At 69.2% G+C, this 14,180-nt stretch carries 16 protein-coding genes; 12 read left to right on the top strand and 4 right to left on the bottom strand.

What is annotated here, in order from left to right; all coding sequences use genetic code 11:
• Positions 1-24 precede the first annotated feature (24 nt).
• Entirely contained in the window at positions 25-1,266 is a 1,242-nt protein-coding gene (locus P7V53_RS25545) for an MFS transporter (protein WP_280152305.1), read from the bottom strand.
• A 92-nt stretch (positions 1,267-1,358) separates the two neighbouring features.
• On the opposite strand from P7V53_RS25545, the gene P7V53_RS25540 reads away from it, so the two are divergent.
• The 3 genes from P7V53_RS25540 to P7V53_RS25530 are packed head-to-tail and all read left to right on the top strand — an operon-like array spanning position 1,359 to position 2,513.
• Positions 1,359-1,805: a metalloregulator ArsR/SmtB family transcription factor gene (locus tag P7V53_RS25540; RefSeq protein ID WP_280152304.1), complete on the top strand. Its 447-nt coding sequence runs from the start codon at positions 1,359-1,361 to the stop codon at positions 1,803-1,805.
• A complete protein-coding gene (locus P7V53_RS25535) occupies positions 1,697-2,164 on the top strand; it encodes an SRPBCC domain-containing protein (protein WP_280152303.1) in 468 nt (155 codons plus the stop codon). Before P7V53_RS25540 ends, P7V53_RS25535 begins: the two co-directional genes overlap by 109 nt.
• A 1-nt stretch (position 2,165) precedes the next feature.
• The gene (locus P7V53_RS25530) at positions 2,166-2,513 is read left to right on the top strand and encodes a GFA family protein (protein ID WP_280152302.1); all 348 of its coding nucleotides are present in this window, start codon (positions 2,166-2,168) and stop codon (positions 2,511-2,513) included.
• A gap of 58 nt (positions 2,514-2,571) precedes the next feature.
• Here P7V53_RS25530 and P7V53_RS25525 read toward each other — a convergent pair whose 3' ends face one another.
• The 3 genes from P7V53_RS25525 to P7V53_RS25515 all read right to left on the bottom strand — a co-directional run bounded on the left by P7V53_RS25525 (position 2,572) and on the right by P7V53_RS25515 (position 5,785).
• Entirely contained in the window at positions 2,572-3,201 is a 630-nt protein-coding gene (locus P7V53_RS25525) for a c-type cytochrome (RefSeq protein ID WP_280152301.1), read from the bottom strand.
• Positions 3,198-4,397, bottom strand: coding sequence for a PQQ-dependent sugar dehydrogenase (locus P7V53_RS25520; RefSeq protein WP_280152300.1), 1,200 nt, complete (start codon positions 4,395-4,397; stop codon positions 3,198-3,200). Before P7V53_RS25520 ends, P7V53_RS25525 begins: the two co-directional genes overlap by 4 nt.
• Before the next feature lie 113 nt (positions 4,398-4,510).
• Positions 4,511-5,785: an amidase gene (locus tag P7V53_RS25515; protein WP_280152299.1), complete on the bottom strand. Its 1,275-nt coding sequence runs from the start codon at positions 5,783-5,785 to the stop codon at positions 4,511-4,513.
• A gap of 114 nt (positions 5,786-5,899) precedes the next feature.
• Here P7V53_RS25515 and P7V53_RS25510 point away from each other — a divergent pair, with 114 nt between their 5' ends.
• The 9 genes from P7V53_RS25510 to tssE all read left to right on the top strand — a co-directional run bounded on the left by P7V53_RS25510 (position 5,900) and on the right by tssE (position 14,174).
• Entirely contained in the window at positions 5,900-6,601 is a 702-nt protein-coding gene (locus P7V53_RS25510) for a response regulator transcription factor (protein WP_280152298.1), read from the top strand.
• A gap of 2 nt (positions 6,602-6,603) precedes the next feature.
• Positions 6,604-8,475, top strand: a complete 1,872-nt coding sequence (locus P7V53_RS25505) for a hybrid sensor histidine kinase/response regulator (protein ID WP_280152297.1) — start codon at positions 6,604-6,606, stop codon at positions 8,473-8,475.
• Positions 8,476-8,629: 154 nt separating this feature from the next.
• Positions 8,630-9,622, top strand: a complete 993-nt coding sequence (tssA, locus tag P7V53_RS25500; RefSeq protein ID WP_280152296.1) for a type VI secretion system protein TssA — start codon at positions 8,630-8,632, stop codon at positions 9,620-9,622.
• Between the two features lie 27 nt (positions 9,623-9,649).
• On the top strand, positions 9,650-10,183 hold the full coding sequence (tssB, locus tag P7V53_RS25495; RefSeq protein ID WP_280152295.1) for a type VI secretion system contractile sheath small subunit: 534 nt from the start codon (positions 9,650-9,652) through the stop codon (positions 10,181-10,183).
• 25 nt (positions 10,184-10,208) lie between these two features.
• On the top strand, positions 10,209-11,705 hold the full coding sequence (tssC, locus tag P7V53_RS25490; protein WP_280152294.1) for a type VI secretion system contractile sheath large subunit: 1,497 nt from the start codon (positions 10,209-10,211) through the stop codon (positions 11,703-11,705).
• Positions 11,706-11,799: 94 nt separating this feature from the next.
• On the top strand, positions 11,800-12,288 hold the full coding sequence (locus tag P7V53_RS25485) for a type VI secretion system tube protein Hcp (protein ID WP_280152293.1): 489 nt from the start codon (positions 11,800-11,802) through the stop codon (positions 12,286-12,288).
• Between the two features lie 27 nt (positions 12,289-12,315).
• Positions 12,316-12,828, top strand: a complete 513-nt coding sequence (locus tag P7V53_RS25480; RefSeq protein ID WP_280152292.1) for a type VI secretion system tube protein Hcp — start codon at positions 12,316-12,318, stop codon at positions 12,826-12,828.
• Entirely contained in the window at positions 12,825-13,640 is an 816-nt protein-coding gene (locus P7V53_RS25475; RefSeq protein ID WP_280152291.1) for a type VI secretion system accessory protein TagJ, read from the top strand. Before P7V53_RS25480 ends, P7V53_RS25475 begins: the two co-directional genes overlap by 4 nt.
• A gap of 9 nt (positions 13,641-13,649) precedes the next feature.
• On the top strand, positions 13,650-14,174 hold the full coding sequence (tssE, locus tag P7V53_RS25470; protein ID WP_280152290.1) for a type VI secretion system baseplate subunit TssE: 525 nt from the start codon (positions 13,650-13,652) through the stop codon (positions 14,172-14,174).
• Positions 14,175-14,180 lie beyond the last annotated feature (6 nt).

The raw sequence follows: 14,180 nt of genomic DNA, 5'->3' as shown, positions 1-14,180 counted from the left end.
GGTCGCATCAGGGCCGTGTGGTCGTCACGGCGCGGCGAGCCGCGACCCGCGCGCACGCAGGGCGCCGCTGCGCCGCAGCAGGATCAGCGCGATCGACAGATTGAGCAGATTCCAGGCAATTCCATTGATGAACGCCGCCTGGTACGACCCTGTCAGGTCGAAGACCTTGCCGGACATCCAGCCGCCGAGCGCCATGCCGAACAGCGTGGCCATCAGAACGGTGCCGACCCGCGCGCCGGCCTCCGCCGGCGGGAAATGCTCCCGCACGATGATGGCGTAGCTGGGCACGATGCCGCCCTGGAAGAGCCCGAACAGCGCGGAGACGACATACAGCGAAACCAGCCCGTCGAACGGAAGGAACAGGAGCAGCGCCGTGCCCTGCAGCACGGAGCCCAGCAGCAGCGTGCGGACCCCGCCGATGCGGTCGCAGATGAGGCCCGACACCAGCCGGCTGACGATGCCGCAGGCGAGCATCAGCGACAGCATCTGCGCGCCGCGTGCCGCGCCGTACCCGAGGTCGCCGCAATAGGCGACGATGTGGACCTGCGGCATCGCCATCGCCACGCAGCAGGCCACGCCGGCCACGCACAGCATCGCCTGCGCACCGGTGAGGCTCATGCCGAACGGCCGGTCGGAGGGAATGGGCCCCCGGCTTGCACGTGCAGAAGGCGCCGCCCCGATCGCGGGCGGAGCGGCGCGCAGCAGGAGGGCCAGCGCGGTCATCGTGACGGCGCAGAAGATGCCCAGGCCGATGTACGTGTCGCGCCAGCCCGCGACCTCGATGAAGTGTTGAACGACGGGCGGCCAGACCGCGCCCGCCAGGTAGTTGCCGCTGGCACAGATGGCGACCGCGATGCCGCGCCGACGCACGAACCACAGCGACGTGTCGGCCAGCAGCGGCGCAAAGGTCGCCGAGCTGCCGAAGGCGCCGAGCAGCACGCCATGAGCCAGCGCGAAACCGGGCAGGCCGGAGGACATTCCGGCAGCCACGAAGCCCGACCCGAGCCCGACGGCCCCCAGGAACACCACCCGCATCACGCCGAAACGGTCGGCCAGCTTGCCCATCGCAATGCCGCCCAGTCCGAAGCCGACCATCATCAGCGTGTACGGCAGTGCGGCAGCGGCACGGGCCACCTTGAACTCGGCTTGCACCGCGGGCAGCACCACGGCCACCACGTACATCGCGCCGCTGCCGATGGTCATCAAGGCCAGCGAGACCAGCAGGCGCATCCACGCCTGGCGGGAGTCCGGTGTCGGAGTGGGCATCGGCGGATTGTCGCGCCCGCACTGATCCAGCGCTGGGCTGAACGCGGACGACCCCTTGACAGTGCCTGGGTTGCACTTCAATACTAAACCCAATGGTTAACCGTCAAGACGACCGCCTCGACCTCGTGTTCGCCGCGTTGTCCGATGCCACGCGGCGCAGGGTGCTCGACCAACTCGGCGCGGGCGATGCCACCGTGAGCGAGCTCGCGCAGCCGCATGGCATGTCGCTGCCGGGGTTCATGAAGCACCTCGGCGTCCTGGAGGCTGCCGGCCTCATCGCCCGCGCCAAGGAAGGGCGTGTGGTGCGTTGCGGGCTCGATGCCACCGCCATGCAGGCCGCCGCGGCGTGGATCTGGCGCTATGAGCGCTTCTGGAACGAACGGCTCGATGCGCTAGGACGTTATCTCCACCATCAACAGGAACCCACACGATGGAAAAAACCTCGCAGCGGCGAGCGCCGACCGAGCTCCGCATCGACCGGCACTACCCCTTCCCGCCCGAGAACGTCTGGCGCGCGTGGACCGAGCCGCAAGCGCTGAGTCACTGGTTCGGCACCGGCCGGCCCGGCTCGGTCACCGAGGCCCAGGTCGACCTGCGCGTGGGCGGGCGCTACCGCATCGTTTCCACGCAGCCCGGCGCAGAGACGCACGACGTCTCGGGCGAGTACCTGGAAGTGCTGCCGCACGTCCGCCTCGTCTTCACCTGGGCGTGGCGCAGCACACCCGAGCGCGTGTCACGCGTGAGCATCGACTTCGTGCCGCAGGACGGCGGCACCCGCCTGCGCTTCGTCCAAGACCGCTTCTTCGACGACGAGGCACGCATCGCCCACGAGCGCGGCTGGAAGCCCGCATTCGAGCAGCTCGACACCTTTCTTCAGCTCGACACAGAGGAACCCTGACATGACGCACCAAGGAAGCTGCCACTGCGGCCGCATCAGGTTCGAAGCCGAAGGCGACATCGGCTCGGCCACCTCGTGCAATTGCTCCATCTGCCAGCGCAAGGGCACGCTGATGTGGTTCGTGCCGCGCAGCGCCCTGCGCGTGCTCACGCCGGACGAGAACGCGAGCACCTATGTGTTCAACAAGCACGTGATCAGGCACCGCTTCTGCCCGACCTGCGGCATCCATCCTTACGGCGAGGGCACCACGCCGTCGGGTGAGGCGATCGCTGCCGTGAACCTGCGCTGCATAGAGGGCATCGACCTGCAGGCGATTCCCGTCAGCCACTTCGACGGGCGGTCGCTGTAGGCGGTGCACCGCCTGCGGGAGATCCGCGGGTCGTGAAAGCTTGATTCGGTCGGGGCGCCTACTTGCCGGCCGGTTTCGCGCCGGCCTCGGCAAAGCGCGCCACGAAGTAGGCCAGCGTGTCGAGGTCCTCCGGGGGAATCTGGCTCACCGCCTCGGTCATGGCCATCGTGTAGCCGGGGCGCTTGCCGGTCTTGAATCCCTGCAGCGTCATCTGGAGGTAGTCCTCGCGCTGGCCGCCGATGCGCGGCACCTGCTGGCCGCCGCTGAGGTCGTTTCCGTGGCAGAAAAGGCACTTGTGCTGCTGTGCGAGCTGCTGTCCGCGGCTCATTCGCGCCGGGTCGGGCGGCGTGGCGGGCGAGGGAGCAGGCACCGGCGGCAGCGTGCCGATGTACTCGGAGAAGCCGCGCAGGTCGTCGTCCTTCATGGTCTTGGCCACCGCCGACATCGCTTCGTTGCTGCGCCGGCCCTCGCGGAACAGGAACAGCTGCGTGATGGCGTAGAACGAATGCTGGCCGGCCAGCACCGGCGTGCCGGGCATGTCGCTGCGCCCGTTGGCGCCGTGACAGGCCGCGCACACCGCCGCGTAGCGTTGTGCGTAGCCGCCCTTGTCCTGCGCCACGGCCGGTGCGACGCCCACGAGCGCGAGCGCTGCCAGGAACAGCGCGGCGGCGCTGCGCTCGGTCCTCATTTCTTGCCCGTGTAGCTGATGCGGTAGATCGCGCCGGCGTGGTCATCGCTGACCAGCATCGAGCCGTCTTTCAGCACCAGGAAGTCGACCGGGCGCCCCAGGTAGTTGTTGTTCTCCACGAAGCCGGTCATGAACGGCTCGACCCGTGCACCGCCCTTGCCGTCGGGGAAGGCGACCGAGACGTCCGCGTACTTGACCGTGCGGTTCCAGGGACCATGGCGCGCGATGAACATCGCGCCCTGGTACTTGGCCGGGAACATCTTGCCCCGGTAGAACGTCAGGCCCAGCGAGCCGGCGTGCGGGCCGAGCAGCGCGGCGGGCTTGGCGTAGTCGTTGCACGACTTGCCCCAGCCGAATTCGGGGTCCGGGATGCTGCCCTGGTGGCAGAACGGATAGCCGAAGTGCTGGTTCGGGCCGGTGACGTGGTTGAGCTCGTCGTTCGGCAGCTCTTCGCTGAACCAGTCGCGGCCGTTGTCGGTGAACCAGAGATCGCCCGTCTTCGGGTCGAAGTCGAAGCCCACCGTGTTGCGCACGCCGGACGCGACGGTCTCGATGCTGCTGCCGTCGAGATTCATGCGGTAGATCTTGGCGTACTCGCCCGGGTCGCAGATGTTGCACGGCGCGCCGATGGCGTAATAGAGCTTGTCCTTGTGGATGCGCAGGAACTTCCAGCTGTGGTCCTCGCCGCCGGGCAGCTTGTCGTACAGCACCGTGGGCGTGCCGGGGTTGTCGAGCTTGTCCTCGATGTTGTCGAAACGCATGATCTGCTTGTGCGTCGCGAGGTAGAGGCTGCCCTTGTAGAACTCGATGCCGGCGGCCTTCTCCATCTTGTCGACGATGACCTTGGGCTCGTGCTTGCCCTGCTCGGGAATGGCGTAGACCTTGTTGCCGACGAACAGCGTGCTCACGAAGACGTTGCCCTTGGCCCCCTGGCGAAGTGCGCGTGCGTCGAGCACGCCCGACGCCCAGGTCTCGACCTTGAACCCGGGTGGCAGCTTGAACCTGGATGTCGGCAGCTTGTCGGCCGCTGTCGGGATCGGGAAGGCCGGCACGGGTGCCATTCGCATTGCGGTATCGGTCTTCGGGCGACCCTTGGCCCAGCCCGGCTCTTCGGCCGGCGGCGATTGCTGGGCCGATACGGCGGTCACGAAGCATGCGACCGCGGCGAACGCAAAAAACGGGCGAATCTGACGCATGGCGATGTCCCCTTTCTGGCTTATTGGCGCCGTCGCGATTCTGGGAGGAGTGACATCTCCCTGTCGACAAAATGTCCGCCGGGTTCGCCACCCGTGGAGAGTCGCGACGTCCTCTATCGGATCGCCGCTTCGACCCACGCGGCGGCGGCCAGCAGGCGCGCGTCGCCGCCGGGGCGTCCGATGAGCTGCACGCCCAGCGGAAGTCCGCGGATGTCGTCGCGCACCGGCAATGCGATGCAAGGACAGCCGAGCAGCTGCCACGGCCGACTGAACAGCGGATCTCCGGTGGAGCGCAAGCCGCGGGGAGCGGCGCCGGCCGCGGCCGGCGCCAAAATCACATCGACCGCGGCGAAGATGTCGCCGAGCGCCGCGCGCCCCGTCGCGGCGGCTTCCCGAGCCCGGCGGTAGTCGTCGCCCGCAATGCGGCGGCCTTGCGCGAGCATGCGAACCAACCCGGGCGACAGCTGCGTGCGGCGGTACAGCCATTCGGGCTCGAGCGCGCGCGCCGTCTCGAACCACTGCACGGTGAAGTGCGCATCGAACAGCGTGTCCCAGCCCGGCGGCCACGCCAGCTCGCTCACCTGGGCGCCGGCGGCCGACAGGCGGCGCAAGGTGGCGGCCAGCATGTCGGCGGAGTCGTCGCTCAGCGCATCGGCACGCGACGTCAGCGTCCAGGCCACCCGCGGCGCGAAGGCCTGCGCCGCCGGCTCGGCCGGCATGGCCAGGCAGGAGGACAGCAGCGCGGCGTCGCCGACGCTGCGCGCGAAGATGCCGACCTCGTCGAGCGACTCGGCATTGCCCTTCACTCCGGCACGCGGGATGCGCCCGGTCGACGGCTTGTAGCCGACGACGCCGCAGAACGCTGCCGGCCGGATCACCGACCCGGCCGTCTGCGTTCCCAGCGCCAGCGGAACCAGTCCGGCCGCGACGGCGGCGGCCGATCCGCTCGACGAGCCGCCCGGTGTGTGCCGTGCATCGCGCGGGTGGCGCGTCGGCCCCGGCGTCATGTTGGCCAGCTCCGCGCTCACGGTCTTGCCCAGCACCCAGGCGCCGCCGGCGCGCGCCAGCGCCACGCAGGCCGCATCGACGCCCGGGACGTGGTCGCGGTAGATCGCAGAGCCGTAGGCGGTCGGGATGCCGGCCGTGTCGATGATGTCCTTCACGCCGATGGGCACGCCATGCAGCGGGCCGCGCGGCGCCTGGCGGTCGAGCGCGCGGGCCGCCGCGCGAGCGCGTGCCTCATCGAACCACGCCCACGCGCGCAGTGATGGATCGAGCGACCGGCTGCGCTCGATGAGCGCCTCGGCGAGTGCCTGCACGCTGAGCTCGCGCGCGGCGATGGCGCGCGCCAGCTCGAGCGCTCCCCACTCATGCAAGGGCTTGGTCATGCGGTGACGCCTGTCAAGTCGGTAGTGTCAACAGCCCCCCTATCTTGAATGGTGCAAGCCCCTGGAGGGCAGGTCTAGTATCCGAAGCCATCGGCCATGCCGAAGGGAGTTCAGATGCAGACGACGATGACCGCGCGCTCTGACTTGACGATCGACAAGCTGGCCCCCACGCGGCCGGACACCGGCCGCCGCAAGCTGCTGCTGGTCGACGATCACGAGTTGGTGCGCTATGGCGTGAAGACGCTGTACACCGAACTGCAGGGCGTTCCGCTCCAATGGCTGGAAGCCAGCTCGCTGCAGGAGGCGCTCGCCCTCTACGCGAGCGAAGGCGACATCGACGCCGTGCTGCTCGACCTCAACCTCGCCGACTGCAAGGGACTGCAGGGACTGCGGCATTTCGTGCACGAGCATCCGGCCGCCCGCATCGCCGTGTTCAGCGCGACGCAGGACGAATTCGTCGTGCGCCAGGCGCGCGCGCTGGGCGCCGTGGGCTATGTCCCCAAGGGCGCGGTGAGCGCCGAGATGCGCGAGACGCTGTCGGCGCTGCTGTGGCCTCAGGGCGGTCCGCAGAGCAGGGGCTTCGCGCCGAGCAACGCGCTGTTCCCCCGCTTTCCATCGTCGGCCATGTACGACCGTGTCGCCGAGCTCGGTCCCCGCCACCTCGAGATCCTGGAGCTGGTGCTGTCCGGCTGCACCAACCAGGAGATCAGCAACTCGATGCGGCTGTCGCTCGGCACCGTGAAGAACTACGTCTCGTCGCTGCTGCTGGCACTGGACGTCAAGTCACGCTCGCACCTGGTCAGCCTGTTCCGATAGCCGTGTCTGCATTGCGCGACGACGCCGCCGGCTCCGGCCGGTACGGCGAAGCGCCGCGTGACCCGGTGTCGCCCGCGCCGCGCGCGACCTTCGTCGCGGCCGCCGAGCGAGGCGCCGGGGGTGCTTCCGCCGATGAGCACGGGGCGAGGCCGTTGCACGAACGTCGCGCCACCGACCGGCGGCTGCGCGATGAAGCGCTTCGAGCCGCCGTGGCGGGATCGCCGCTGCTGCTCGTCAGCTTCGCGCTCGCGGCCGCCGTGGCCTTCGCCGTCCTCCAGGGATCGCCCTGGCGCGCCCCTTGGGCGTGTGTCGCGCTCGCCGTTTCCGCCGCCTGGGTGAGCACCCTGTGGCTGGGTGCGCGACGCCATGCGCCGTTGCGCGACACGCGGCGGCGGCTGCGGGCCTTCATCGCGCTGGGCATCGCATCGATGATCGTGCTGGTCCTCTCGCCCTGGCTGGGAGCCGGCGCCGTGCCGGCCTCGGATCGGGCCCTGCTGATGCTGAGCATGGCGGCGGCCGCCTCCGCCGGTGCGGCCGCGTTCGCCTCGGTGCGCGTGGCCGCGTCGGTGGCCGCGGCGCTGCCCTTGTCGCCGGCCCTGGCCGGCTGGCTGCACGCCGACGACCTGGGCGGCGCCATCCTCGGCCTGCTGCTGAGCGCTGCCGCGGGCCTCGTGGCCTGGGTCTGCCGGCGCACCTGGCTGCGCAGGGCGCGCTCGGCCATCGAGCTCGAGGACCGCGTCCGCCGGCTGGAAGCCGACCGCGACGCGGCGCTGCGGGCCGATCAGGAGAAGAGCCGCTTTCTCGCCATCGCCAGCCACGACCTGCGACAGCCGGTGCACGCACTCGGCCTGTTCGCGGCCACGCTCGAGAAGCGCCTGCAGGGCACCGGCGAAGAGCCGCTGGTGCGCAACGTGGTGCGCTCCATCGACGGGCTGGACCGATCGTTCAACGCGATGCTCGACATCTCGCGGCTCGACGCCGGCACCATCGAGCCGAACTTCCAGCACTTCCCGCTGCGCGACCTTTTCCGCCGGCTGCACATGCACTTCGCCGGCCAGGCCGAGCTGGCGGGGCTGGGCCTGCGCTTCTCGCCGGGCGGCAAGTCGCTGACCAGCGACCCTCAGCTGCTGGAGCGCATCCTCGGCAATCTGATCCAGAACGCCATCAAGTACACCGAGCGTGGCGGCATCGTCGTCGTGGCGCGGACGACCGCGACGCACTTCAACATCGAGGTCTGGGACACCGGCGTCGGCATCCGCGCTGCCGACCTGCCGCGCATCTTCGACGAGTTCTACCAGGTGGGCCGCGGCGACCGCACCCGGGGCCAGGGGCTCGGCATGGGCCTGGCGATCGTCAAGCGGCTCGCGCGACTGCTGGGGCACAGCCTGACCGTGGTGTCGCAGCCGGGGCGGGGGACGATGTTCCGCGTCGGCATTGCGCAAGGCGGCCTGCCGGAGATCCAGGACGCCACCGCCGCCGCCGACACGCTGCCCATGCCGGTGCTGGAGCCGCGCACCGTGCTGATCGTCGACGACGAGGAAGCCATTCGCGAAGGCCTGGGCATGCTGCTGGAGGAATGGGGCTACCAGGCCGTGGCCGCCGGCAGCGTCGCGCAGGCCGAGCGCCTGGTGCACATGCTGGGCGCGCCGCCCGACCTCATCCTGTCCGACCTTCACCTCGGCGAGGGGCCGGACGGCATCGCGGCGATCGAGGCGGTCCGCCGCGCCTGCGCCTGCGACGTGCCGGCCATCCTCATCACCGGCGACACCTCGCACGAGGAGATGCGCCGCGCCACCGACAGCGGGCACCCCGTGCTGTTCAAGCCGGTGCAGCCGCGCAAGCTGCTGAATGCGCTCAAGGGGATGGTGCCGTAGCTTGTTGCTCCGCAGGCGGATGCTCTGCCTCTCCCGCTCGAGGGAGAGGGGTGACGGGCAGGCGTGGCGGACACCGCCGAAGTGACTTTCGACCACTGTGCCGGCGCCGTGCCGGTTCTAGAGTGGCCGTCACGCCCAGTCGCCCGGATGTCGCATGCCTGACGCCGAACTCGAGTCCCTGCTGTCCCCGCTCGCGGGCGACGCGCCCTGCGGCGCCGATCTCGAGTACGACCCGGCATTCCTCGCGCTGCTGCAGGCGGGCACGCCCAAGTCCAGCCAGCAGTACGGCGACACCGTCATTCCGCCGCAGGACGCCGATTGGCCGTCGGTGCTCGAGCTGGCGCGGCAGCTGGCGGGCCGCACGCGCGACCTGCGCGTGGCGGTCTGGCTCACGCGCAGCGGCGCGCGCATCCATGGGCTGGCGGCGGCCGTGCGCGGCCTGCAGCTGGTGCAAGGCCTGATCGAGCGGCATTGGGACCATGTGCATCCCCTGCTCGACACCAGCGACCACAATGATCCGACGGCGCGCGTCAACGCGCTGATGCCGCTGGTGCATGCCGACGCCGGCCTCGCCGACCTGCGCTCGGCCAGTCTCACGGGCAGGCGCGGCGCGGTGACGCTGCGCGACATCGAGCTCGCGATCGGGCGCGCCGAGCCTTTCAGGGGCGAGCCCGTTCCCACCGAGGAAGGCGTGATGCAGGGCATCACCGCCGCGATCGGCCAGGCGCCCGAGGTCGCGGCGCAGATGGAGGCCGCCTTCGCGGCCGCGCAAGGCATCGCGGCCGCGCTGGAGCAGCGCCTGGAGGCGACGCAGACGCCCGACTTCACTGCGTTGAAGAAGCTGCTGCAGCGGGTCGCCGAGGCGGGCCAGCGCGCCACCGGCAAGGCCGTCGAAGGCGCGCCGGCGACGCAGGCGACGCCCCAGGGCATCCCCGGCGGCGCCATCAACTCCCGTGAAGACGCGATCCGTGCGCTCGAGCGCGTCTGCGAATGGATAGAGCGCAACGAGCCGAGCAATCCCGCGCCGCTGCTGATCCGCCGCTCGCAGCGCCTGATGACGAAGAACTTCATCGAGATCATCCGCGACCTGGTTCCGGAGGGCGTGAACCAGATCGAGAAGCTCGCAGGCACCCAGACCAAGTCATAACTGCCCAGCCCACCAAGGAGCATCACCATGGCAACCAGCAGCCAGAAGTTCATTGCCCGCAACCGCGCGCCGCGGGTGCAGATCGAGTACGACGTCGAGCTGTACGGTGCCGAGAAGAAGGTGCAGCTGCCCTTCGTGATGGGCGTGCTGTCCGACCTGTCGGGCAAGCCCAGCGAGCCGCTGCCGCCGGTGTCGGACCGCAAGTTCCTCGACATCGACGTCGACAACTTCGACGCCCGCATGAAGTCGATGAAGCCGCGCGTCGCCTTCCAGGTGCCCAACACGCTGACCGGCGAGGGCAATCTCGCGGTGGACATCACCTTCGAGAGCATGGACGACTTCTCGCCGGCCGCGGTGGCGCGCAAGGTCGAGGGCCTGCGCCAGCTGCTCGAGGCGCGCCAGCAGCTGGCCAATCTCGTCACCTACATGGACGGCAAGACCGGGGCGGAGGAGCTGATCGCGAAGGTGATCAAGGACGAGGCGCTGCTGAAGTCGCTGGCCGACGCGCGCAAGCCTGGCCCGAGCGCCGCCGAAGGGGCGGCGGCCACCGAAGGCCAGTGAGACCAGGGCATCACGGAGACACACCATGGCTGAAGAAACCGTCACCCAAGCGACGCCGCTGCAAGGCATCGAGTACCAGGGCAGCGAGTTCGCCGCTCTGCTGAACAAGGAATTCAAACCCAAGTCGGAAGAAGCCCGCTCGGCCGTCGAGCAGGCGGTCCTCACGCTGGCGCAGCAGGCGCTGTCGCGCACCAACCTCATCAGCAGCGACGTGATCATGTCGATCCAGGCGCTGATCGCCGAGCTCGACAAGCGGCTGTCGGCGCAGGTCAACGCGATCCTGCATCACGCCGACTTCCAGCAGCTCGAAAGCGCCTGGCGCGGACTGCACTACCTCGTCAACAACACCGAAACCGACGAGATGCTGAAGATCCGCGTGATGAACATCTCCAAGCTCGACCTCGGCAAGACGCTCAAGCGCTACAAGGGCACCGCCTGGGACCAGAGCCCGCTGTTCAAGAAGGTCTACGAGGAGGAGTACGGGCAGTTCGGCGGCGAGCCGTTCGGCTGCATGGTCGGCGACTACTACTTCGACCACAGCCCGCCGGACGTCGAGCTGCTCGGCGAGATGAGCAAGGTGGCCGCCGCCGCGCATGCGCCGTTCATCTCGGCCGCCGGCCCCGCGCTGATGCAGATGAGCTCGTGGCAGGAACTCGCCAATCCGCGCGACCTGACGAAGATCTTCACGACGCCCGAATACGCGGCCTGGCGCTCGCTGCGCTCGTCGCCCGACGCGCAGTACGTGGGCCTGGCGATGCCGCGCTTCCTGTCGCGGCTGCCCTACGGCGCCAAGACCAGCCCCGTCGAGGAGTTCGACTTCGAGGAGGAGACCGCCGGCGGCGAGCACGGCGCCTACACCTGGGCCAATGCGGCCTATGCGATGGCGGTCAACATCAACCGCTCGTTCAAGCTCTACGGCTGGTGCACGCGCATCCGCGGCGTCGAGTCCGGCGGCTCGGTGGAAGGATTGCCCACGCACACCTTCCCGACCGACGAGGGCGGCGTGGCCATGAAGTGCCCGACCGAGATCGCGATCAGCGACCGCCGCGAGGCCGAGCTCGCGAAGAACGGCTTCATGCCGCTGCTGCACCGCAAGAACTCGGATTTCGCCGCCTTCATCGGCGCCCAGTCGCTGCAGAAGCCCGACGAGTACGACGATCCGGACGCCACGGCCAACGCCAACCTGGCCGCGCGGCTGCCGTACCTGTTCGCCTGCTGCCGCTTCGCGCACTACCTGAAATGCATCGTGCGCGACAAGGTCGGCTCCTTCAAGGAGAAGGAGGACATGTCGCGCTGGCTCAACAAATGGATCATGAACTACGTCGACGGCTCGCCCGCCACCTCCTCGGAAGAGGTCAAGGCGCGCAAGCCGCTGGCGGCGGCGGAAGTCACCGTGGCCGAGATCCCCGGCAACCCCGGCTACTACTCGTCGAATTTCTACCTGCGGCCGCACTACCAGCTCGAAGGGCTGACGGTGTCGCTGCGGCTGGTGTCCAAGCTGCCGTCGCAGAAGGCCGCCTGAGCTCGATGCAGAAACGGGGAGCGCACGCGCGTCGTGTGTGCTCGAAGGGCCCTGATCGATCCGACGACGCACAACATCCTGGGAGTTTGATGAAATGGCTACCGTAGACAATTTCCTGAAGATCGACGGCGTCGAAGGCGAATCGACCGACGACACGCACAAGGGCGAGATCGAGGTGCTGAGCTGGACCATCGGCGGCAGCAACGCGGGGTCCTTCGACAGCAACAGCGGCGGCGGCACCGGCAAGGTCGCCTTGAGGGATTTCAGCTTCACCGCCTACACCTCCAAGGCATCGCCGCTGCTGTTCAAGAACTGCTGCAGCGGCGAGCACATGAAGAAGGCGACCCTGGTGTGCCGCAAGGCCGGCGGGGGACAGCAGGAGTTCCTGACCATCGAGCTGAGCCCGGTGCTCGTGAGCTCGATCGCCTCGAGCGGCCAGACCGGCGGCGACGTCAAGCCGATGGAAAGCGTCACGCTCGCCTTCGGAAAGATCGAATACAAGTACAAGGAGCAGAAGCCGGACGGCTCGCTGGGCGGCGAGATCATCGCCAGCCACGACGTCACGACCAACAAGACGGCCTGATCGGCCGACTCCCGGGAGGGCCGCGTCATGAACCAGCGAGCGAACATGCTGCCGGCGGTGCAGGACGCGGCCTCCGATGTCTTTCTGCACGTCGACAGCCGCGGCGGTCCCATCCTGGGCGAGGCGACCACCGAAGGCCATGTCGACGACATCCAGCTGCGCACCTGGAGCTGGGGCGTGAGCGCCGGCTCGGCCATCGGCTCCGGCGCGCAGACGGCGCGCCGCTCGTACCGGCACCTCGTGGTCGAGAAGGGCATCGATCGCGCGTCGACCTCGCTGTACGGCGCGCTCGTCAACAACATGGACCTGCGCGAGGTCGTGCTGACGATGCGCAAGGCCGGAGGCGTTGCGCTCGACTACTTTCGCATGACGCTGGGCAACGCCCGCGTGGTGGACGTCGACCTGGTGCTCGACGCGGCCGGGCGGCCGAACGAGCGGGTGACGTTCTCGTTCACCCGCATCAACGTGGCGTACACGCCGCAGCAGGGCTCGGGCGGCGGCGGCGGCGCGACGGAGTTCGAGGACGAAGTCCTGCGATGAACACGGCACAGGACCTGATCGCCGCCGGCGACCCGCAAGGCGCGCTGGATCTGCTGCAACGGCAGGTGCGCGAGCGCGCCGGCGATGTCAAGCTGCGCGTGTTCCTCTTCCAGCTGCTGTGCGTGCTGGGACGGTGGGAGCGTGCGTCCGGCCAGCTGCAGCTTTGCGGCGAGATGGACGCATCGACCCTGCCGATGGTCAACACCTATCGCGATGCCCTGCAGTGCGAGCTGGTGCGCGAAGCGGTGTTCGCCGGCAAGACCACGCCCATGGTGTTCGGGCAGCCGCAGGCCTGGGTCGCGCACCTCGTGGAGGCGCTGCAGGCGGACGCTCGCGGCGATGCCGCGCTGGCGCAACGCCTGCGCGCCGATGCCTTCGATGCGGCGCCCGCCACCTCGGGCAGCCTCGGCGGCATCGCCTTCGACTGGATCGCCGATGCCGACTCGCGCCTCGGTCCGGTGCTCGAATCGGTGATCAACGGACGCTACAGCTGGGTGCCGTTCTCTGCGCTCGCCAAGGTCGCCATCGAGGAGCCGGTGGACCTGCGTGACCTCGTCTGGGCGCCTGCCCACCTGGACTTCGTCAACGGCGGCGAAGCCGTCGCGCTGATCCCGGCGCGCTACGCCGGCTCGGGTGCCGAATCCGACGGCGCGCTGCAGCTCGCGCGCAAGACCGAATGGCAGTCCATCGGCGCCGATCAGTATCGCGGTCTCGGCCAGCGCGTGCTGACGACCAGCGCGTCCGAGCTCGGGCTGCTGGAAGTCCGCGACATCGTCCTGCAGCCGTCTGCGCTTGCCGACGTCATCCACTAGGAAGGAGCGATGGCGGCTGTCGACATCCGCAATCGCCTCCAGCCCGCCCTGCTGGACCGCCTGACCGACGACGACCCGCAGGCGCGCGAGGAGACCGACGAGCACCGCGTGATGTCCAAGGCGCAGCTGCGCCAGGCGGTGTTGCGCGACCTGAGCGGGCTGTTCAATGCGGTGGCGCCGCTGGGTGCGCAGGCCGACGGCTACCCGCGCGTGGCCGACAGCGTGCTCAACTTCGGCCTGCCGCCGCTGTCCGGGCAGCTTGCCTCCAGGCTCGACATCCACGACCTGGAGACGGCGATCCGGCGCGCCATCCTGCGATACGAGCCGCGCATCCTGGCCGACACGCTCGAGGTGCGAGCGGTGGAGGCGCGCAATGTGCTCGATGCGCACAACGTCATCGAGTTCGAGATCCGTGGCCATCTGTGGTCGCAGCCGCTGCCGCTGGAGATCCTGCTGCGCACCCAGCTCGACCTCGAGGCGGGACAGGTCCAGGTGCGCGATGCGGCCGGCATGGTGCCGTCCAAGGTTCGCTGAACGACG

Source organism: Piscinibacter sp. XHJ-5, from assembly GCF_029855045.1.
Taxonomy (GTDB): Bacteria; Pseudomonadota; Gammaproteobacteria; order Burkholderiales; family Burkholderiaceae_C; genus Albitalea.
This window is presented reverse-complemented; position numbering and strand designations above follow the sequence as displayed.